The sequence below is a fragment of the Mesotoga sp. Brook.08.105.5.1 genome (assembly GCF_002752635.1).
Lineage (GTDB): Bacteria > Thermotogota > Thermotogae > Petrotogales > Kosmotogaceae > Mesotoga.
Genome location: NZ_AYTW01000023.1, coordinates 26,144 through 48,447, shown reverse-complemented (window position 1 = coordinate 48,447; position 22,304 = coordinate 26,144). Strand labels below are relative to the sequence as shown.

The window sequence follows — 22,304 nt, the reverse complement described above, 5'->3', positions numbered from 1 at the left end:
AACTACTAATGAGGGCAGTCAAGAAACATGTGAAGATTCCATGGCTAAAACTCTACATAGAGAGATGGCTGAAAGCACCCTTTCAGAAACCTAATGGAAGAGTCGAAGAGAGGAGCAAGGGAACGCCACAGGGAGGGGTAATAAGCCCTGTACTGGCTAACCTCTTCATGCATTACGCCTTCGACAAGTGGATGGAGAGGACTCATCCGGATAAGCCCTTTGCCAGATATGCAGATGATGGAGTGATACACTGTAGAACTCTGGAGGAAGCCCAGCTTCTTCTTGAAAGTCTCAAAGAAAGAATGGAAGAATGCAAACTGGAGCTTCATCCAGAGAAGACCCGTATTGTCTACTGCAAAGACGATAAGAGGAAGGACGAGTATCCAAATACAAGCTTTGACTTTCTAGGATACACCTTCAGAGTTCGTAGCTGCAAAGACAGAAATGGGAGGATCTTCTACAGCTTCACCCCTGCAGTGAGTGAACAGGCAAAGAAGGCGATGAGACAGAAGATCCGGAGAATGAGACTTCAAACCAAGTCATACCTGAGTATTGAAGAACTCTCAGAAAGGATCAACCCGGTAATAAGAGGTTGGATAAACTACTACGGACACTTTCGCAGATTTGAAATGTATACAGTACTGAGTCGGCTAAACAAAGCCTTAGTTCAGTGGGTAAGAAACAAGTACAAGAAAAGGAGAGGTCTTACAAAAGCGGGTAAATGGCTAGAAGCTCTTGCTCGCAGAGAGCCTCATCTATTTGTACACTGGACAATGGGGATATTCTATATGGCTGGATAATGGGAGCCGGATGAATCGAGAGGTTCAAGTCCGGTTCTGAGAGAGCCTGGGGGTGAAATCCCCCTGGGCTACTCACCAGAGACTAGTTCTTCTCTGAATCTTCCAGAGCGAGGATCTGTTCTTCTTGGTTGAGGCCAAAAATCAGGAGTGGGATGATGATTCTGGGTTCTTCATACCTCTATCCTCATACCTCTAAACTCTTCAGCGCCCACCACGCCAGGTGGCAGTCCTATAAACTCGATGGAACGGCCGGCTTTGGGATAATCGAAACTCCGGGATTGAAAAGAAACGGCAATTCAGACATCTTGAACTTCCGAATCACCGGTATCGAAGAGCTTTGGAACAGAATCAAAGACTCTGTGGAGATCGATACTCCACTTGAAACGACTCCTTATGGAATCCTGAAATTCGTAATCAAAGACCCAGAAGGTTTCAGAATCGGTTTTGTAGAGAAGAAAGCCTGAGGATTCGTTCCACAGGCTTTCTCAATTATCCGATACTCCTGTCTTCAGTTTATATGTCACGCTTCTCAAAATGAATCAACAAAGCTTCGCTTTCACGCGCAGAGAGGTTCTAGTTAAGCGGATGGAATGATGCAAACAGGCTAATGTTTTCCTGCAGATTGCTTATAGTAAGAGTCTGACTCTCACTGAAGACGCTCCCGCATGGATCGTAGCACCAGACACTAAATCCATATCCAGGATTCGGCATCGCACTTATAACCGTGCTCGACCCCTTTGGAAATTGACCTCCTCCGCTAACTTGACCACCTTCCGGTGGTTCAGATCTCAAGTTCACAGTAATTGTGTCGGGCACATCCAGGTCGAAATTGCCAACTATGGTAAATTCAGTGCAGCCGATACAAGTCGATCTAGCAAGGAAGAAGGTGGAATTCCCTTCCCATAATGGGTTATCGCTGAACTCAGCTCCCTCGAAAGTCCAGTTCCTGAATACGTAATTGTCATTAGGAACCGCACCCAGCGTCATCGGATCGCCGTATATGAATACACCACTTTCCATAACTTCCCCGCCTTCGGGAGGATTTGCAACTACGTTGAAATGATAGAAGACCGGCGGGAACCAAGCGACTATTGGAAGGGTATCGGTCACACCCTGTGTCGGCAGCCACTCCGATGTGTTAAATGTGTATGGAAGATCCTCACTCAACATTTCTCCGTCAGTGTACCAACCTCCGAAATCAAAGTGCTCAATCGGCGTTGCTCCAAGCGTGACATCTTCTCCATACGAATATTTGCCTGCGCCGCTCACCTCGCCTTTGTCCGTAGGTGAAGCATCGATCGTAATCAGTAGCCATCCCGGTGGCGGGGTCTGAGGTTGGAACTTCGCCGTAAAGATGAAGGTGTTTTCTGTACTGGTTACGGGAAGCGTATGAGTATCCAGAAAGCTGGCGGTGTCAAGGGTGAAGCTCGGGGATCCACTCATGTTTTCCTCACCGTAGTACCAACCCTCAAATGTGTACGACTCATTTGGTACGGCCAGGAATGAAACGTTGTCTCCATAAGCGGCAGTTCCTCCACCGGTTGCCGTTCCGCCTTCAGGAGGTTCTGCAACCGCATAGAATGAATATTGTATATCTTCAAATACTCCCTGTAAGGGAAGCGGGGTGTATGTGGCACCCTCAGTGTACCAGTAATTTGCCGGGAACGTGTAAGTAGCGCCTTCACTTAGCTGTACCCCGTCAAAGTACCACCCATCGAAATTGAAATGGTCTGAAGGTGTAGCCCCGACAGTTACGTAACTTCCGTAAGAATACAGTCCCGAACCCCAGGTTTCACCGCCATAAACCGGAGTCGCCTCAATCGTAACGTTGAGATGCCACTGTGGGGCCGAAGGATCGAATCTACCCTCTACTGTGAATTCCGTACAGGTTATGCATTCAGTATGCTCGAGGATTTCGATGGTGTTAACCATGTCAACGGCTTGATCACTAAACATATAGCTGTCAATCCACCATCCTGCAAAGCCATAGCCTTCATTAGACCATGCGCTCAGATTTAGAGAATCCCCATAATCTACAGCTCCTCCGCCGGCCACTTCTCCACCTTCAGGGGGAACAGGCACAAGATTGAAGGTATACTGCATTGGATTGAATCCTACCATCAGGCTAACATCCTTCAGAGCCTGAAAAGAAACAACTGGTTCAGTGTAAATAGGATCGTCACCGCTTTCCTCAAAACTCGCTTCTTCAGGTTCGTCGAGATACCAACCACTGAAAGTGTTATGAATGGATGGCGTGGCCATTATCGTAACGAGATCTCCGTAGATGTACTCGCCGTCTCCACTGAACTCTCCCCCATTTGGAGGATCTGCCGTGATTGAGATCACAACCTTAACTGTAAAGAAGATGCTATAGGTTAAACTCTCCTTTCCGTTAAGAGAGGTGACCAGTACCGTTGCAGTTCCTGGAAGGGTCTCGGCATCCGCTATAACTATATTCACTCCTTCAACTGCAGGAACGGCAGTAACGGTCGGCGGTTCAGTAGTGCCTGCCGGAAGCACAATCGAATAGTCAGTTTTCTTCGCGCTGAATTCCGGAACTTCAACTCCGTTGTACAAAAGCTCTTTAAGAGTCGCATCGGCCGCTTTCCAGAAAGCGGGACAACCGGTGATCATAACAAGAAGCAATGCAACGACAAGATACACATAAGCTCTTTTCATCTTCATCCCTCCTCCATGAACAACATTTGGTAATCCTTCACAAGATTCTATGAAACTTCCAATAGCCAGTTCATAAACTATCCAAGGAGCCTGAATGTGTAGAGAGAGTATGAGTGAGGAACAGAGAAGGGCGTATTTCTTTCTTTAATTCAGTCTAGCATCAGCGGAATGAAAAGCACTCGAACTCCAAGGGTTTAGAAATTGAGATTTCATGGTCATTTCATATCATTTCTCATCGATGAACTGTATACTTTTAGACACTGATCTCATAATCCGCCTCTGGAGAATTTTTTAGTGAGATTGCTTGCATTGATGACTCTCTGAAGGGACTTCGACAAAGCATTTCAATCCGACTCATTGCCGCAAAAGTTACATTATGTGTTGAATGCCAGATCTACCAAGGAAAAACAAAGTATATTTAGAATCCATATTAGTAATTTCGCATATATGTGACCATAACGCATACTCTCATTAACTTTCGAAAGCTTCCCGCACTTCTGAGGCCCTTTCCCCGGCAAACCGTTGGCCACTGACAGATGAGGATTATCTTCATGGGAACGTTCATTGTGCCCAGAATTGCCCAGCAGTGCAACAGTGCTTTTGTCGAACTGGGGAATGGGGAAAGCTTTTTATTCGAGTTCGGCTAAGGCGTTTGTCAAATTAAGTCGTCGGCATCCCACCCTAACGTTTGGACAAGGTGTTTTTGCTCATATGCATGGAGACCCTGTCGGGAATCCTATTACTCTTTATTGTTTTGGCCCGCCTCAAAATCGGAAGCCTCCGCTGTAACTCTATGGGCCCTCCGGCGATGCGTACTCTCTTTTCGAGCGGCTTAGGCAGGACTGCCTTCTTCGTCAGCTTCAGAGCAAGGCTTCTTCTCAGAAGCCACATATGAAACGCAGTCAGCTGAGAAGTAGTATCATTGCATCATAGAGATGTCTTGTGGAGGCAGATTCCGCGCCTTTGAAAAGTCGATCACATCGTGGAAGAAAGAGGGAAAGATCATGTTCATAACAGATAATGTGAACGTCCCCACCGAGCTTATCAGGGCCCAGGAGGAAGGCAGGCTCGTCGTCTTTGCTGGAGCCGGCGTTTCGATGGCCTCCCCCTCGAACATTCCCGGCTTTGTTGACCTTGCGAAAGCCGTCGCGAAGCGATACAAGCAGAAGTATTACGCGAGGCAGCAGAGAGTCCAGCCGCCCGACGTCTTTCTCGGAAGCCTGAACCCGAAACGGGAAGAAGAGGGCGTCCACGAAATCGTCAGGCAGATCATGAGTGAAGAGAGTTCCAAGCCATCGGAGCTTCACAGGCTGATCCCACTTCTATTCAAAGGGCCTCACGACCTGAAGATCGTTACGACCAACTACGATGCTCACTTTCTCACAACCATCAGGGAATACAAAGATAGATATGCGGGTTTTGAAACCTTCAGAGCTCCCGCACTTCCAAGAGGCGACGATTTCAGGGGAATCGTCTATTTGCACGGAAACGTAGAGCAGGACGCAAGATGGTTGGTAGTTACCAACAGAGACTTCGGAAGGGCATATCTCACAGAGGGCTGGGCTAGAGACTTCTTGCGCGATCTCTATCTCTCCGACTACACGATTTTGTTTATAGGTTACAGTCACAGGGACACCATTGTCGATTATCTGGCCAGAGGTTTGGACATAAGGCAGTCAAACAGATACGCTCTCGTCAGCGCTAGCGATGCAGAGAGATGGAAGGAAATCAACGTAATCCCCGTTTCATACCCACTCGTGCCCGAAGAAGCAACTGCCCATCTCGAGCTTCAAAAGGCACTCGAGAAGTGGACCTCTCTCGCAAGTTCTGACCTGAACTGTCATACCGAGAGAATCGGCAGGTTCGCATCCAAGAAGCCCGGCCAAGATAGGAAAGCAGACAGCTACCTGACATACTGCCTCAATCGTGAGGATCTCACGAGGGTCTTCTGCCGTTTTGCAAATGACTTCGACTGGGTGCGGTGGCTCGATTCAAGGGGACTTCTCGACAGCCTCTTCAATGAAGACGGCCCACTTGACGAGATTGAGAGAAACCTTGCCGACTGGTTCGTTAAGACAGCCTTCGAAAGTTCAGATCAGGAGCACCTTACCTTTCTGGTCTCAAGAAACTCTCTGCTGCACCCATATCTGGTCTCCTCAATCGTCCAGTATCTCGCTAATAATGAGATAGAGAAACCGGGCGACTGTCTGGCGGAATGGCTCAACCTGATTCTCAACAACTGGCACAAACGCGACACACCCGATCAAGCTATGCTCGAAGCTCTGAAGAAGGTCGAAATAACTGAAAGTCCCTGGATAATAACGAAGACAATTCAGAACTTCTTTTCTTTATCCCAGACGGGAAGAGAGGCGACGCTTTCTCTCTTCCACAGACAATACGACCTTGAACCCCTTGTAACGACTGATTGCCTGAAGAGGCTCTGGTCGGAACTGCTCGAACCGAACCTCGCCATCCTTTATGAAGACATACTGTCGATCCTTACCTCCCAGCTTATGAAAGCGGTCGCCGACATGTCTGTTTTGAACAGTACCTTGAGAGAGCACGACAGCATATGCGGCGCTAGGAAAGTAATCGAGGAGAGCGAAGGAGAGGCGGGGCCCGAATGGCTCCACATATTCATAGATATGATGAGAGACACTATCCTCTTCCTTATAAAAACCGATGACAAGAGCAGGGAGTTCTATTACGAATGGTGGCGGAGATCTAAAGCTCCCATCTTGTGGAGAATCCTGTTGTACGCCATATCGGAAGATCCATCATGCTCGGACGACTACCGTATCGGGGTCATTCTAGACAACGGGTGGCTGACTAATCCGGTACTGCGAGTGGAAATTGTAAAGATCATCAGAAACTCGCTTCGAGCAACTTCTATATCTCTCAAGAAAATGGTCGTTGAAACCATCGAAGCCGAAGCAAACAAAGTGAACAAAGGATCGGAACATATTGCTGGCCTGAGATTAAATCCTGTCATCGAAGAGATGCTTTCAATCGTTGAAGAGTCGGCAGTCGACTCCCCCGAAATAAGAAGGCTGATCGAAGCGCTTGAAGAGAAAAACAACGATCCCACCAGACAGTAATACGATAGCGCACTAACTGCAGCTTGAAACAAAATCCGACGAAGTATGAGGCATCAACTCCAAGCACAATCTGATGCCTGAGTTCTTTGTCGACGAGAGCGATAGTGAGGGTGACCGTTATGATGTACCCAACAGTACTTTGCAGACAGCCTCGGAAATCCTGAAAACATTGAAATTGAGGAGTTGAAACGCTTGTTGTCTGACTTCCGAATTACTGCGGAATCGAACGCGAAGAATAATCAGCCCGGAGAATACTCCCCGGGCCGGCAATCGACTGAGAACAGCTAGGTCTTCTTGCCCTTGTCCATATAAGCGACAAGGATCATTGCGGCGCCGCCGATCCACTTGAAGATGACGTGCCAGACGGGCTCTACAACGGTCGAGATGTTTAGTGAAGCTAGCAGAGCCATGACCAGTACCACAACACCGGCGAGCATCAATACCGTTCTTGACATAATGATCACCCCTCCTGTTTACAGGTATCTGGTAAAATCTTGACTCCATCTGCTATCGTGATTTTATCACAACTTCGCGCAAGAAAGACCGTTTCCGTAGAGAACATCTCTCTTTCGCTTTCCGGATAACGATTATAGGTGCCCATTCACTTGTATCTGTCACTTTCAGTGCTAAGATCTAGATCAGAGTATGCCAAGAAGGCTCTTGCCATTTTTTGGAGGCGAATCATGGAAGAGACTATAGAATGGCTCCTTGAAGGTTCTGCATGGGTTGAGTACAAGACCAGACTGGATCTCCTTATTAAGGATAAAGAGAACGAAGATGTCATTGAATCACGAAAGAGAATGCTCCACTGTCCGGAGATAAAATCGTTGATCGCCGAGCTACAAGACTGGCCAGGCTCTGTCCTAACTAGCCACAAGAATGCCGGACATTTGATTCACAAATTGACATTTCTAGCCGATCTTGGGATAAGAAACGATGCTCCTGGAGTTGGAGAAATTATCGGGAAGATATTTCGGCATCGCTCTCCGCAAGGTCCTTTCCAGGTCCTCATGAATATCCCTTCGAAATTCGGCGGTTTGGGAACGGATCAGTTTGCATGGGCGCTTTGTGATGCTCCGGTAACACTTTATTCGCTAGCAAGAATGGGATTTCAAGAGGATGCACGAGTGCTGATGGCTGTAGAATACCTTGCAAAACTGGTAAGAGACAACGGCTGGCCATGTGCCGCATCACCAGAACTCGGAAGCTTTCGCGGACCTGGAAGAAAGGAAGATCCTTGTCCCTACGCCACTCTCATAATGACAAAGCTCCTTCTCGAAATCCCCGAGTTCAGAAAAAGCAGTAATGTCTCACTCGGTGTGGAGTCTCTTCTTTCGCTCTGGGAAAGGAGAATAGATTATCATCCATACATATTCTACATGGGTACCGACTTCTCGAAGTTGAAGTGTCCGGAAGTCTGGTTCGATATACTCCATGTACTCGATGTTGTCTCAAGGTCATCCACAAAAGTTAATGACCATCGCATCAATGAAATGATAGAAATAGTGGAGTCAAAACGTACCTCTTCTGGGAGATTCATACCCGAATCAGTCTGGATGGCCTGGAAGAACTGGGATTTCGGTCAAAAAAAGGAACCTTCTCGCTGGCTTACACTCAAGGTACTCAAGATACTCGGGAGGTACAGAGCTGGTGGCCCGGATTTCTCACGCATATTGACGGACAACGATGAGGGCGGCTCAGCCGTTTCCGTCTTCCTCAATTTCGGCGAAATTCACCCTTTTGCAGTCATCTTTCCTTAGCTTTTGTTTGTTCAGTTACGATCTTCAATCCCCTTGCGAAAACCACCTCTCTTGTATGACCACCCACGGTGAATCACCTCTCTTGCAAACCGGAAAAACCGACTAACCCTTGGTGCTATACTCAGACGTATGACTTCAAAGGAGGTGTAAGCATGTTCAGAAAGATCCTGATTGCGGTAATCGTTTTGTCATCGGTATTGGTCTTTTCTACTCAGTTCAAGCGTACGGTAGAGGACAAAATCGTAATCGAACCAGGTGGTAACGCGGTAATTACCCGTACTGAATATGTCCCATCCTCTGATCTGGCAAAAGTATACATTAAGCACAGTGAAGCCCTTTCCGATCGCGAAGTGCGTGAAGAGGTTTTCAGTAACTTCTATGACGAAATCTCCAAGGGCTACTTCTTTCTCTACGCATCCGTACCTAACTTTGGAGACAGAGACATAGACATATCGGTCGATAAGAGTGGCAACTACAAGAGTGTTATTACTATGAAGGTAAGCGGGCTAATCAAGCAATCGAAGGAGTTCCCGGGAAGTTACGAGTTCTCGAGCAAGAATTTCTCTGAAGAGAAGATAATGCTCAAGTACTTCGAAGACCTGATAGACGGTAAAGCATTTGAAACTGCCTTCCTAGGCTCCTCCAAGAACTCGCTCGTTACTACAAAGACAACTATAATCGTTCTTCCGGAGGGATCGGAGATCTTCGAGTTACTATCCCCTCACGGCGACAAACCTCTAAAAGATTGGTCAATAGATCTGGGTGGGGGCACGAAGTTCAAGGCAAGTCTTACCTACGACAAAAATACGGTTACCATTAAGGAAGAGACCACTACCGGAGGCGGTTCGCCAAGCAACCTAGTAAAATCCGACAACGAAGATCTTATGGAGAAGCTGAGAGATTATGCTGCCTTCACCGTTGTTTTCAAGAGTTTGAAAACTCGGTCGTTGACCGAACCGAAACCTTATGACTTCAAAGAAGATTATTCCGGTTCGTGGAGCTTCTATGTTTCCCATACATTCTCGAACGAGTTCTCGTACCAAACCTTGACAGTCGAGCCCGGATTGACCGTCAGCTTAACATTCGGCGCATCACTTCTGTGGGAGCACGAATGGAAGAAAGTCAGCTGGTGGAAATACAAATACGTCTTGAAGAAATTCCAGACGACTGTAAGCTTAAGCCCTTCATTGACGCCGTTCATTGAGGTCTCATCCGGAGCGACGATCACAAAGAATTGGACAAAGAACATAACAACCAAGACCAAGTGGATAACCTTCTGGGTATCTTGTGTTCCGGTAACACTCGTCATGGAAGTCAAGTTCGATGCGAACGCTGAAGCTGGTATTTCCGGTGTAATAGGCTTCAATGCGTCGACAACACTCTCGGCAAACACAATGCTAACGGTCACGTATCAGAACGGTTGGAGCAAGAGCGTTTCGTACTCGGCAAACTACTCTGGCCTCCAATTCGACGCGAACGCAAAAGTGAATGCCTGGGCCAAAGGCTCTATCCCGCTAACTCTATCGGCATATGTCTACTATATCGCCGGTCCTTTTGTCCAGTTTGTTCCGTGGTTGAAAGGTGAAACCATTGCCTCGGCTGGAAGCACAACACAGGTAGGCTACAAAGTTACGGCAGGGTTCGACGTAAATGGCGGAGTGCACATGGCAGGCTGGTTGAAGGACCTCTGTGACGGGATTCCAGACGTAAGTTACACATTCTGGAACAAGAGCTGGACTATTGCCAATTCGACCATCACCTTCTAACTGAGAGTTGGCAAATAGGGGACATTCAAGATTCGAGAAGCGAAAGAGGCAGTACGCCGATGGTCTTTATTTCGCCAGTAACTCAACTTTGACAGCAACGAATCTGAAAGCAGCTAAACAAGGGGAAAAATGAAAAGAAAAACAGACGTACCACCACAGTGGTCACTTATGCAATCTCTTTGAGTAGATCCGGGGTCTTATTTTGAGTGCTTTGAAAGCGTCGTAAGCATTGCCGATGTCCTGGGGGTTTGTCGGGTTCAGTCTTCGTCCTCGCTCTTTCCCAGATCCTCGTCGAAACTGTAGAAGGTTTCGTCCCAGTAGTCGATCGGGCAGATCTCGTCTTCGGACTTGAATACATTCCCCGATCCAACGACCGTGCCGTTGAATTCTTCGCCCCCACACTCGCACTCGGTACATCTGTTGAGGTAAAGATCGAGTCCGTGCCAGATGTTGTCGTAGAAGAGGTTGTCTTTGAGTGTGGTTGTGGAAGATGAGTTTATCAGTATTCCGTTTTCGACGTTTTTCGTGACTATGTTTCCCACAAGAGAACCGGTTGCGTCTCCACCGAGCGAAACTCCTATCGTGTTTCCTGTGAATGTACAGTTCTGGATCTGGTACTTGATATCGTTGGTTAGGCTCATCCCTACTCCGTTTCTTTCGAATACGGAGTTCTCTGCAATCACTGTTGCGCTGCCATATGCGTAGATTCCTGCGAGTCTGGTTTCGAGATGATCTTCATTGTCCATTCCGAGATAGCAGGTTATATGTGAGTCGATTACTTCAAGGGTCATTCCGGTGCCGCTGAAAGAGATTCCGAATCTTCCGCCCGCAATGAAGGAGTCTACTATCTTGCCCGAGGATCTCGATACGTTGATTGCCGCGCCGCTCGAAATGACAGTGATGCTCTCGATCGAGAAATTTGCAGCGCCCCTGACAAATATCCCGAGATCCTTTCCTTCTTCGGGTGTTATTATAACCTCGTCTCTGGACGACCCTATAAGCTTGATCTCCTTGCTTACAGTCAGACCCTCTCTGTATGTTCCGGGGAGAATCATCACCGTATCTCCGGCCTTCGCGTCATCTATTGCTGCCTGTATGGTTGAGTACTGGCCGTCCGGGTCGCCGACCACCAAGATGCCGGCCGCGCCTTGTCCAAGGCTGATCGAGCTTATTACAAAGCATATTAGCAACACAAAGAGAAGCTTCTTCATGGTAACACCTCCGTCTACTTCTTATCTTTAGTCTAAACCATCCACATGAAATAAGAGAGAACTGTTACTAATAGGGTGTTAAGCATTGCTATCGAGGCGTGGGGTCTTCATCGAAGCGGTGTGTCGGAAAAGGGAATGAGTCCTTCCCGCGAGCCGATTTCGACAATGCAGGTGCTAGAATTTCTTGTCCTCTTCAATGCATGGATGAAGAAAGACTTTCGCTCCATTGTATTTGGGAGGAGAGCAGCGAACTGGAGATGGGGGTGCATCTCGCTCAGAACAGTCATCTGTGAGATCTAATGACATTACAGCGATAGGAGCTCTTCTCGTTGACTGGAACGCTTTGATGAGAGCATGGTTGCAGACGGGCATTCTTTCTAAAGCAAGGATCGAGATGAAACTTAAGCAAGGGACGAAAGTGAGAGGACAGGAGTTTCATGGAATGTGCTTCGGATGAAAGTTATTTTGCAGAGGGGGCGAAGAGATGAAAAAGATAATTCTGTCAATATTATCTTTGGTCGTTGTGTTGCTGTTGCTTTCGGGTTGTTTCATTTTAGGCCCGACGATCAAGGTGAGTGGACTTGTGAGCGATTTCGAGAAGTATTGGGAAGCGGAGAACTCTGTAGAGCTTGCGGGGCTGTACACAAATCCGGCCATAATAAACACGGCAACCAAATCGTACTCTCAGATCATCGATGCTTATTCAAGCAGATTTGAAGGAAGGAACGTCATTCACTTCGACAGGACGAGCAACGTTGACGTTGATTTCAACGAGGGAGTCACGGAAGCCAGAGTGGAATTCAGCGTAGAAATCAAATGGAATTCCGGACCGATTGACTACAGGACTTACATCTGGAGGATTAAGAACGAATCTGGCAAATGGCTCATTTCCAGATCCAACGAGTATTGATTTCGGCTTTCAAGAGAAACGTCCTTCTATAAGAGCCGCTTAACGCTGGAAAGAGCAAAATACGTTAACCGTCAGCGGTCCTCCGCTCTCCGATGGAGCCAGAGAAGACGCTTTGAGTTTTAGAAGAAGCTTCGCGCTAAGAGCCGTTATTGGTGATACGTAGTTGGTGGTTGGCCAAGAGCAAAGAGCTAAAGTTCCTATCGAGCAAAGAATGGTGGAATCTGGTTTGTCAAAACCAGCTCAGTTCGTCGGCCTGACAATTTCCTGGTCTGGGTGTGCCATGCTTAGGCAATATGACCTTGACCAAGAACAAAGAACAGATCCTCGCTCTGCTCTGGAACGAAGAACAGATCTTTCCTCTTGGACACCCAACGGAGAACTTCTTCTCTTCCAAGCGATAAGCGAACAGCGGTTCTTTGGAGCGTTCACCGGCTTTTAGCCCGCGAAGCGGACATTGCGTCCTGGCGCGATCTTTGCCAGCATTGCGACTTGGGATGTTCTTCCCAGCCTTGCGTCCGCCGATGCTTTCCGGCGCCTTGCGTCTTATTTCGCTCTTTCCTACAACCAACCTCTAGCCTCGTTTTTTGTTCTCACAACTCACAACTTGCAACCGATCCTTTGCTCTTTCCAGCGCACAGCGTCTTCTAGCAAGCGGATCTTTCAGCGTTCAGCGAAAAGCGGCTCTTACATTCGAGATCCCGATCAGTTGCATATCGGGATGACAAATGTTCTTTTTCGTGATTCTTACATGATCCCGGTCAGAATCTTGGTCTTCCCGTGAGCACAGCGAACATCTCGATTTTGGGGATTCTCCCCCTATATACAGTTTCATATTGCCCCTCGCTGGATTTCATTTCTTTGTTGTGAAGCTCCATATTGGGCCGGCTACGCCAGACGACCCCTCGTTTCTTGCAACTATCTTCCAGTAGTATGTTGTGTTGGGCGAGAGACCGCTCTTGGTATAGCTGTTGGTAGTTCGATTCGATATGAAAAGAGTGGGATTGTGAGCTGTAGAGAGGTAGAGATCATATAGTACCGGATCTCCGTCGGGGTCTCCGCCTTCCCAGGACAGGGTCACCTCGAAGTTCGTATCCTTTGCACCATTTGCCGGGAAAGGACTTGACGGGACGTTGGGGAACGACTTGACCGTTATCGTGAATGTCTTGTCAGTAGACAATCCCTTTTCATCCTCCGCCCTTACTATCACTGTGATGTTGCCGAGAGGCCCGCTGACTGTCCACTCGTAAAGGCTCCCTGTAACGGTTCCTGGTCCTCCTATTAGCTTGTACGATATAAGATGACCGTCCGGGTCTGAGCTGTACTCGGCAAGGTTGATCTGAAAGTGCTCTCCAATATTCTTGACAATCGTTTCTATAACTCCCCACTCTGGCTTGCCATTCTTGATAGGACAGCCTGTAAGAAAGAAAAAAACAAGTGCCAAAACCACTATCAGGCGAACATTCTTCATCTCATTCTCCTCCACGATCCGAATTAGGAGATGAAATCAATAGTTCGTCCGAAAAGTGAGTACTTATCTGCCAAACATCTCCCTATTGATTCTAGAACGGAGCTGGTCGATTCAGTCTCTAGCGGCCAGAGTCTCTTCTTGAGAATTCTTCGGAAAAGAGTGCGAACACTTCTTTGTTCGTTTCTGTACGTCTCCATGTGTGGTATAAACGGAGTAGCGGGAGTCGTAGTGCGTGACAACAGAACTATTCGGTTGTCTGATAATCGTATCATGCGGATAATGATGATTGGTCTCTTCGTGATTAAAAGTCGCTGGTGATATAATTATGGTGCAAATATCTTAACGTCTAAATAGGATAGGTGGAGGTGTTTTATGCTTAAGAAAGGGTTGTTACTGGGTGTTTTTGTGGTTCTGTCAGCTTTGATGCTTGCCGGAATCGTTGGTGCAGTAGCCGAGATTGATAAGTACGGTAACGTTCATACGAATATTCCGATGGAAGCAGTTGTTTATGCCGCCATTGAAGCTGGAGATCTTGTTTACGTGACTATGGGCACTACAACGATCATGGTTCCATTCGTAACTACATACGGCGATGTCGACAGGGGACAGCCGCTGGCAAGGTATTCCGGCGACCATGTTCTTCTTGCCATCAACTATGGCAATTTCGCTCAGACGTACGGACTTGCCGTTGGAGATCTTCTTAATATGGGGCTTATCGAGAAGGGGGCCTATAGGGACGAATTGGAGATCAGACACCTTGTAAGAACGGATGTAAGGGATGATTATGCTAGCGATGAGATCTTTGCAAACTTCAGGGAAGTAACGATGGGAGAGATCGCACCCGGTAAGCTATACAGATGTTCCCATCCTTCAATCAGCGATCCCAGGTCGCCTTACGCATCGGCCCTAATAGAGCAAGCGGGAATCAGGACTGTAATCAATCTCTCCGATTCAGACGAAGAGCTTGCATCGAACTGGGAGTACTCGGAGTATTACAAGGCAATCGGTGAAGCCGGAAACCTGATAAACCTAAATATGGGAGTAGATCCTCTTGCTGAAGATTTCGCGAAGAAACTTGGAGAGGGCCTGAGGTTCATGATCTCTCACGAGCCGCCGTATCTTATCCACTGCGTTGAAGGCAAGGACAGGGCCGGAATCGCCTCCGCTCTGCTTGGAGCGATTATGAACGCAAAGACCAACGAGATCTACGCGGACTATGTCAAATCCTATGAGAACTACTACAATGTGAAGCAGGGAACGGCAGCCTACGATGCAGTGAAGAAGATTATCGCCGATCTCTTTGTTCTTATGAACAATGGCAATCCAGTTGACGATGTCAACGTCAAGAGCGTTGCGCTTGACTACCTGACGAAGAGGGCCGGTCTCACTTACACAGAGATCGCCGCTATTCAAGATATTCTAAGATAATCGGATACTGAAGGTGTTATTATCAAGAGGCGGTGTTGAGCCGCCTCTTTTGATAGGATTTTGGTGGTGGCTGTATGTGGGATGCGTTGAATGAATTTGAGCTTTCGTTAATGAATTCGCTGAACTCGGCAATATCTGGAGAGGTAATGGATCTGTTCCTTTCTTTTATGCTGTTTCTCGAAAGGGGGGCCCTCGTATGGATACTACTGACGGTCCTTCTCCTCTTCGACAAGAGGTTCCGCAGGGCCGGCTACATGACTTCGCTTGGGCTAGCGATAAGTCTGCTTGTTGCCTTCGTTATCCTTAAGCCCATCTTCGGGAGGTTGAGGCCACTCGAGTTCATCGAGGGGTACGCGATAATCTTTCCGACTCCCGAAACTTACTCATTCCCATCTTCTCCGGTTACTATTGCATTTGCCTACACAGCCGTTCTCTGGAACAACGTCAAGATGCTCAGAGTTCCCCTTGTCCTTCTCTCTGCTTTCATAGCGCTTGCCGAAATATACGTCTATTTCAGTTACTTCTCGGACGTTATCACCGGGATTGTACTCGGAGCGCTATGCGGCATCATTACCGTCCGGCTTTTCGAGAAGTATACAATTATCAAACCTGAGAATAACGACAAATCCGGAAACTTGCAGTAGTCACTCCACTCTTTCATCGATGCTTACCATTCGACTATGGCTCTAAATAGGTCATTGTCGCCTGGAGCCAATCTCATCAGAGTGCCATGAAAGGTAAAAGCACAGGAAACGGCGACAACCTTGCCTCCGTTAACACTGGAAGCGGCGACGAGCGGAATCGGGGCTGGCGCCTGTAAAACAGGAACCTGTTCCTCCCCGGCCGGAATATACGTTGTGAAAATCGCTGTCGTTTCTGCCCACATTACAACAGAAGCATTGTCCCTCCACGGTTAGCTTCGTTGAGTTCATCATCGCGATTTTCTGTGAAAGCGAAGAAGAAGAAATAGAATGAGCGGCGAAGTTGTCTGAGGGTATCATGAGTTTGTTTCCGCCGAGGTTATTGACGGTATCCGTTACAAGCCCCCATACGAAGCTTTGCCGGTGCCGAGATGGACTTCAAGACCGCTCCGGCAATAATCGACGCCCTTGTAAAACGAGCGAAGATTGGGTTTATGGGATTCACTCTTGCCGATGATAAGTATCTCTCCAGCATACGCTGGTGGATGAAGAACATGCGAGACTGGGAGATAGAGAAAGACTGGATAGTGCCTACCTACGGCACGATTCACTCAGTCGCAACGACAATAAGGGCATTCACAGAAGAGGGAGACGGCGTTATCGTACAGCCTCCTGTCTACAACAGGTATGAACAGGCAGTCAGAAGGACGAATCGAGAGATAGTAAGCAATCCTCTGATCTACAAAGACGGAAAGTACTCGATGGATTTCGACGACCTTGAGAGATGCATGAAGGTTGATAAGAACAGGCTTTTCGTATTGTGCAATCCTCACAACCCCATTGCGAAAGTGTGGCGGCCTTCAGATCTAGAGATAATCTCCTCACTTGCTCAAAGATATAACGTCCTTGTCTTCAGTGACGAGATATTCGGAGAGATAACCTTCAACGGCAATTCGGCAGTTCCTTACGCTAAGGTCGCTGGAAACGAAAGCCACTCGATAGTTGCGACCTCGCTGGGAAAGGTCTTCAATTTCACGGGCGTTAACAATGCAAATATGATTATCCCCGATTCCGAAACAAGAGATAAGTTCAGGGTTCAGCGGGATGCCGATCATTACGGAAGCATTGATCCTTTGACCCACGCGGCGGTATGTGCCGGATACGGACCGAAAGGCTCTGACTGGGTACGGGAGATGAAGAAATATGTTGCTGAGAACATAAACATGATCAGGAATTTCTTTAGAAGCAACATTCCAGATGTTAGAGCATCCGAAGTAGAAGGGTCCTTCGTGATATGGATAGATTGGCGTGGCCTTCGGTTAGATGATGACGAGCTGCAATCCTTTCTGCTTAATGAGGCATACCTCGACCTAGACCGTGGTATAAACTATGGAATAGGGGGAAAGGGATTCACACGGATGAACGTTGCTGCACCTAGAGGCAAGATAGAGGAATCACTAGGTTACCTTTTCGATGCAGCTGCAAGACGCGGATACGCATTATCTGAGACTTATAACAGGTGGAGGTGAAGACTAATTCTTATGAAGAAACTGATTGAAGACTACTTCGAGCAAAACAAAGGACTCATGATAAGAGACATTATGAGACTGGTAAGAATAAAGAGCGACAGGGAAGAAGCGAAAGAGGGTAGACCGTATGGCGATGGACCGGCGGAAGTACTGGCTGCAGCTCTGGAAATGGCATCGAAAATGGGTTTTAAAACCAAAAACTACGACAACTACGTTGGTGCTGTCGATTTCAATGAACTTGAAAACAAGCTGGACATCCTGGCCCATCTCGATGTAGTACCTGGGGGAGACGGCTGGTCTGTTACGGAGCCTTTCGACCCAGTCGTCAAGGACGGAAAGCTTTACGGTCGCGGAACGATCGACGACAAAGGTCCTGCAGTAGCTGCTCTATACGCCATGAAGGCTGTAAGGGATCTTGACATCCCCCTGAAAGCCGGCGTCAGACTTATTTTAGGAACAGATGAGGAGTGTGGATCATCCGACATACGCTACTACTATGGAATCGAAAAGGAGGCTCCTGTGACCTTCTCGCCGGATGCGAGTTTCCCGGTTGTGAATATAGAAAAGGGAGGGCTCCAGGGAAAGTTCGAATCCAGGTTTGAAGAGTCAACCGAGACTCCAAGGGTCGTAAGCTTCAAGGCAGGCATCAAGAGCAATGTCGTTCCCGGAGAAGCATCTGCGGTGGTCGAAGGAATCGATCCTGAAGAGATCAGAGATTACTGTGATGCCGTAAGCGAACTGAGTGGCATCTCGTTCAACTTAACCACTGAGGGGGAAAAGACTTCAATCACGGCTAAAGGACTTCAAGGCCATGCTTCGACTCCAGATAAGGGGATAAATGCTTTGACGGGTTTGCTGGAGGTCATCTCAAGACTCCCGGTTTCTCATAGTACCGGCTTTGAACGGCTGAAAGCTCTGAACTCAGTATTTCCTCACGGAGATTGGCTAGGTGAGGCTGCTGGCGTTGCGATGAGCGATGAACTCTCCGGCAAGCTTACAATAAGCCTTAATATGATGGATTACGATGGTTCAAGCCTCAACGGGACTTTCGATTGCAGGGCTCCTTTATGCGCAATGAAAGAGAACCTCCTTGACGTAATTAAGGCAAAACTGGCCGAGTATGGCATAGTTCTGCAAAACGATGATATAAAACCTCCTCACCACGTTCCAGGTGACTCGGAATTCGTCAAGACACTTCTTAGATGTTACGAAAGCTACACCGGAAAGAAGGGATACTGCATCTCGATGGGAGGTGGAACGTACGTTCATCGACTGAAGAACGGTGTGGCATTTGGTTGTACTATGCCTGGAAGCGAGAACAATATGCACGGCCCCGATGAATTTGCAGTGATTGAAGATCTGCTGACCAGTGCGAAGATATTCACACAGGCGATAATCGAGCTTTGCGGGTGAAGAGCAAAGGATCGGTTCCAAGTTGCAAGTTGTGAGAACAAAAAACGAGGTTAGAGGTTGGCTGCAGGAAAGAGCGGAATAAGACGCAAGGCTGGCTTCGCCAGGAAGTGATGCTGCTTCGCAGGAGGCCTTCTCAGGTCCACCGTCAGCGGTTCTCCGTCCTTAGAGAAGACCAAGACCAAGAGCAGAAGTAATGCTGCTTCGCAGGAGGCCTTCTCAGGTCCACCGTCAGCGGTTCTCCGTCCTTAGAGAAGACCAAGACCAAGAGCAGAAGTAATGCTGCTGCGCAGTAATTGATGCCGCTTTCAGCGGGAGAAATTCAGAAGCCAGTCTTTGCTTCGCAAAGCCCAGTTCCGACTTCGCCGGGCGGAAGAGCCTAGTATAGGAACGGGTTAAGAAATTCGGGTTCTTAGGGGCGGTTTATCAGAAACGGGTTATGAAGATCGGGTGTATTAAGTGCAAAGGCTAGTTCCGGCTTCGTGGGCTAAGATCCGCTGAAAGCTAGGCGAGAGAGATCGATGAGACGAAACCCAGATCCCGTGCAAAACCATCACGGGATGACCCTGAACAGGAGCATCTCAGGGCAGGCTAAGTGAGTGGATTTAAGGGAAGGTTCTACGTGGATGACAGTCTTTTCTTGCTTTTCGTCATTCTGACGAAGGTCCTGGTCAGAATCTCGATCCACGCGGCGAAAAACGCGAACACTTGCAAGTTGCAAGTTGTAAGGGAAAGCAAAAGGCCGGGGTTGGGGGTAGCGGGTTCGTGGTAGGAAAGAGCAAGAGAACCTGAGGACCGTGACGGACAACGTTGTTTTGAACAGCGTTCAGCGGGTTCTTGTTCTTAAGCGCGCAGCGGCTCTTTCGAAGGACGAGTTCATGATCTGAGGAGAATAACCAGGGACGTCTCTGGCTTCAGCATTACGGAATCTTGGACCAATAACGAAGAACCTGGACGCACAGCATCGGAACAAACAGCCGCTCTTCCAAGAACAGCTTCTAATGCTCTTACCAGACCCTATACCCCCCGCTTCGCCCCTTGGCTGTGGCCTACGCTTATGGAGATTGTGCGGATAGATGAATTCTCATTCTTGAAACACTACATGATATTTGCTAGAAAACAATCTCAACGCATTAGATACCTGGAATTCCAAGGATTACAGAGGAGATATGGGAGTTTTCGAACAAGTTATGAGTATCGTTATGTAAGGCTGTTATAATCGCTGAAACAGTTACTGATGAGTGACTGAACTTGAGCTTGATATATCGTTTCGCGGCATTATACTATTCTTAGCATTGCTTCGCGGTCCGTGGGTGGAATCAATTTTGGAGATTTATGATTTCTTTTATTATTACAGCACCTTACAAAGAGGAGGGATATCATGTTGAGGAGTAAGTTCGTATTGATTGCGCTGATTCTGGTTTGTGTTCTATCCTTTGCAACCTTCAAAGATATCGCGGGCAGTCCGTATTCTGCTGCGATCGAAAAACTTCATGCCTCGGGAATAGTTGAGGCATTTGATGGGTATTTCTATCCAGCTGAGGCTCTTTCAAGAGCTGACGCGGCCGAGTGGATTGTCAAGACATTCAAATTGTCAACGATTCATTCGATGAAGATCGAAGAAGAGGTTGAGAAGAAGTTCGTCTACACCGATCCACTTGGTGTTATTGATGAGGCTTTCGTTGTTCCGTCTGCCAAAGATATCGTCGATATCGAAGGAGAGGAATACATCGAGGGGCTTATAAAGATCCGTGCAGAAGAGGTGGTCAACGGAGAATATAGGCCGTTTGAACCAATAACCGCAGCTGAATTCGGACTTGCTGTAGCAAAGGTTCTTTTCGGAGTAGATGAGCCTGTAGATTATGAAGCAAAACTTAGAGAGCTAGTTTACGCACCTGCCGAGCTGCTTTCTCTTGACAGACCACTGAGAAGAGAGGAAGCTGCGCAAATCCTTTCCAACTTCGTAGAAAACCCAGACTTCACGATTATCACCATTCTGGCGACCGCAGATATTCATGGTCACATCGAGCCATACTTCCCCAGTGGGGCGAAATATCCCGTCGGAGCGGTTGAGAAAATGGCATACTTTGTCAACACCGAACGCGCAATGCAGCCCAACCTTCTCCTTCTCGACGTAGGAGATGCTCCCTATAACACAAATGTTGCCAATCTTTTCGAAGGTGAACCTGTAATAAAGATAATGAACATGATGGGTTACGATGCGATGGTACTCGGCAACCACGACTTCGATTTCCCATTCAACGTTATGGAAAGAAATAGCCAGCTTGCGAATTTCCCATTCCTTGGCGCCAATACTTTATACCTGGGAGAATCCCCATACTTTCTTGAGCCATACATAATCAAGGAGATTGCGGGTCTCAAGATAGCGATTGTGGGGCTTACCGATGACAGCAGCGCCTGGTATACACACCCCAGAAATGTTGCCGGAATAACATTTGAAGAGCAGTATTCGGCCGCGCAGAGAGTCCTGGATGAAGTGTCTCCCCAGGTAGATCTGGTTTTCGCCCTTGCACACTTGCATGGTGGAAACAGAGTACTACCGATAAAGGTCTCCGGATACGATCTGATATTTGAAGGCGGAAGAGACGTTGTCGCTTTCCCGGAGAAGATAAACGGAAGCTGGGTAATCTCTTCAGGTAAACATGCAGAGCTGATCTCAAAGACTAATCTAAATATCTACAGAGGCGAGGTAATCGGAATCAACTTTGCTCACGTCTTCATGAGCCAAAATCTGCCGCAGGATGAGGCCGTGGTTGAAGTGGTAGAGAGTTATGTCTCGCAGCTCGACGATAGGCTCGGTACAGTAATTGGAAGGACCGAAGTCGATCTCGATGGAGAACGAGGAACTGTGCGCCTCAAAGAATCCAATCTGGCCAACGCTATAGCCGACAGTCTGAGAGAGATGACGGGGACTGATTTCGCAATCCAGAACGGAGGCGGAGTTCGAGCAAGTGTTCCCGCGGGAGATATAACAATAAAGGACGTATATACCGTTCTCCCCTTCGACAACCTCGTAGTTGCCGTAAAGGCAACGGGAAAACAGATATGGGACATCCTTGAACACGGCATTTCGGCCTACCCGGCCGCCGCCGGTCAGTTCTTACAGGTATCGGGGCTTGAATACACATTCGACGCTTCTAAACCACCGTATGAGCGATTGATATCCGTGACATCCAACGGCGTACCTCTCGACCTCGAAAAGACCTATACCCTTACGGCTAACGACTTCCTCACGGGCGGAGGAGACAAGTTCACAATGTTCCTCGAAATGGAGAAGACTATTGTGACAAAGTCTTTCCTGAGAGACGCCTTCGCGGAATACGTTGAAAGGCATGGAACGATCGCTCCTGTGAATGAGGGAAGAATAGTAATAATTAATCCTGCCAATTGATCTGAATCACTAGATGAAGCGGAGAGGGAAACCTCTCCGCTTATTCTGCCCAACAAAGCCCATATGAACCTATTCCACTGTGGAAGACTTATCACGTAGCTCTTTCGCTGTCATAAATTCTTTCAGGCAATTCGCGGATGAAATGAGTCTTTGAATTCCTGCATATTAATCCTGCAAAGGTCACAGGAAAGG

Annotated in this window: 15 protein-coding genes; 11 read left to right on the top strand and 4 right to left on the bottom strand. The window is 47.8% G+C overall.

Going from position 1 to position 22,304, the window contains the following annotated elements; all coding sequences use genetic code 11:
• Positions 1 to 800 (top strand): reverse transcriptase domain-containing protein (locus V512_RS09145; RefSeq protein WP_243392347.1); only part of this gene is annotated, 800 nt, incomplete at its 5' end.
• 155 nt (positions 801 to 955) lie between these two features.
• On the top strand, positions 956 to 1,264 hold the full coding sequence (locus tag V512_RS09140; RefSeq protein ID WP_243392346.1) for a VOC family protein: 309 nt from the start codon (positions 956 to 958) through the stop codon (positions 1,262 to 1,264).
• A 109-nt stretch (positions 1,265 to 1,373) separates the two neighbouring features.
• Here the strand turns inward: V512_RS09140 and V512_RS15055 are convergent, their stop codons facing one another.
• Positions 1,374 to 3,479, bottom strand: coding sequence for an InlB B-repeat-containing protein (locus tag V512_RS15055; protein WP_243392345.1), 2,106 nt, complete (start codon positions 3,477 to 3,479; stop codon positions 1,374 to 1,376).
• A 1,004-nt stretch (positions 3,480 to 4,483) separates the two neighbouring features.
• Between V512_RS15055 and V512_RS09130 the strand changes: the two genes are divergently transcribed.
• Complete coding sequence (locus V512_RS09130; RefSeq protein ID WP_099830174.1) at positions 4,484 to 6,577, top strand: SIR2 family protein; 2,094 nt, start codon at positions 4,484 to 4,486, stop codon at positions 6,575 to 6,577.
• Positions 6,578 to 6,861: 284 nt separating this feature from the next.
• Here V512_RS09130 and V512_RS14630 read toward each other — a convergent pair whose 3' ends face one another.
• On the bottom strand, positions 6,862 to 7,032 hold the full coding sequence (locus tag V512_RS14630; protein WP_165775378.1) for a hypothetical protein: 171 nt from the start codon (positions 7,030 to 7,032) through the stop codon (positions 6,862 to 6,864).
• 228 nt (positions 7,033 to 7,260) lie between these two features.
• Between V512_RS14630 and V512_RS09125 the strand changes: the two genes are divergently transcribed.
• Both V512_RS09125 and V512_RS09120 read left to right on the top strand, forming a co-directional pair.
• On the top strand, positions 7,261 to 8,337 hold the full coding sequence (locus V512_RS09125; protein WP_099830173.1) for a hypothetical protein: 1,077 nt from the start codon (positions 7,261 to 7,263) through the stop codon (positions 8,335 to 8,337).
• Between the two features lie 152 nt (positions 8,338 to 8,489).
• Entirely contained in the window at positions 8,490 to 10,103 is a 1,614-nt protein-coding gene (locus V512_RS09120; RefSeq protein WP_099830172.1) for a hypothetical protein, read from the top strand.
• A gap of 257 nt (positions 10,104 to 10,360) precedes the next feature.
• Here V512_RS09120 and V512_RS09115 read toward each other — a convergent pair whose 3' ends face one another.
• Positions 10,361 to 11,314, bottom strand: a complete 954-nt coding sequence (locus tag V512_RS09115; RefSeq protein ID WP_099830171.1) for a right-handed parallel beta-helix repeat-containing protein — start codon at positions 11,312 to 11,314, stop codon at positions 10,361 to 10,363.
• A 484-nt stretch (positions 11,315 to 11,798) separates the two neighbouring features.
• Here V512_RS09115 and V512_RS09105 point away from each other — a divergent pair, with 484 nt between their 5' ends.
• Positions 11,799 to 12,224 carry a hypothetical protein gene (locus V512_RS09105; RefSeq protein ID WP_099830169.1) on the top strand — a complete coding sequence of 142 codons (426 nt, stop codon included), beginning with the start codon at positions 11,799 to 11,801 and terminating at the stop codon, positions 12,222 to 12,224.
• A gap of 850 nt (positions 12,225 to 13,074) precedes the next feature.
• On the opposite strand, the gene V512_RS09095 is transcribed toward V512_RS09105, so the two are convergent.
• A complete protein-coding gene (locus V512_RS09095) occupies positions 13,075 to 13,692 on the bottom strand; it encodes a fibronectin type III domain-containing protein (protein ID WP_099830167.1) in 618 nt (205 codons plus the stop codon).
• A gap of 372 nt (positions 13,693 to 14,064) precedes the next feature.
• Between V512_RS09095 and V512_RS09090 the strand changes: the two genes are divergently transcribed.
• The 5 genes from V512_RS09090 (at position 14,065) to V512_RS09065 (ending at position 22,112) form a co-directional block, all read left to right on the top strand.
• Complete coding sequence (locus V512_RS09090) at positions 14,065 to 15,120, top strand: tyrosine-protein phosphatase (RefSeq protein WP_099830166.1); 1,056 nt, start codon at positions 14,065 to 14,067, stop codon at positions 15,118 to 15,120.
• Positions 15,121 to 15,194: 74 nt separating this feature from the next.
• Positions 15,195 to 15,764, top strand: coding sequence for a phosphatase PAP2 family protein (locus V512_RS09085; RefSeq protein WP_099830165.1), 570 nt, complete (start codon positions 15,195 to 15,197; stop codon positions 15,762 to 15,764).
• A gap of 428 nt (positions 15,765 to 16,192) precedes the next feature.
• On the top strand, positions 16,193 to 17,290 hold the full coding sequence (locus V512_RS09075) for an aminotransferase class I/II-fold pyridoxal phosphate-dependent enzyme (RefSeq protein ID WP_099830163.1): 1,098 nt from the start codon (positions 16,193 to 16,195) through the stop codon (positions 17,288 to 17,290).
• A gap of 12 nt (positions 17,291 to 17,302) precedes the next feature.
• Positions 17,303 to 18,703 (top strand): dipeptidase PepV, encoded by a 1,401-nt coding sequence (gene pepV, locus V512_RS09070; RefSeq protein WP_099830162.1) that lies wholly within the window; start codon positions 17,303 to 17,305, stop codon positions 18,701 to 18,703.
• Positions 18,704 to 20,081: 1,378 nt separating this feature from the next.
• The gene (locus tag V512_RS09065) at positions 20,082 to 22,112 is read left to right on the top strand and encodes a 5'-nucleotidase C-terminal domain-containing protein (protein ID WP_099830161.1); all 2,031 of its coding nucleotides are present in this window, start codon (positions 20,082 to 20,084) and stop codon (positions 22,110 to 22,112) included.
• Positions 22,113 to 22,304: the final 192 nt, after the last annotated feature.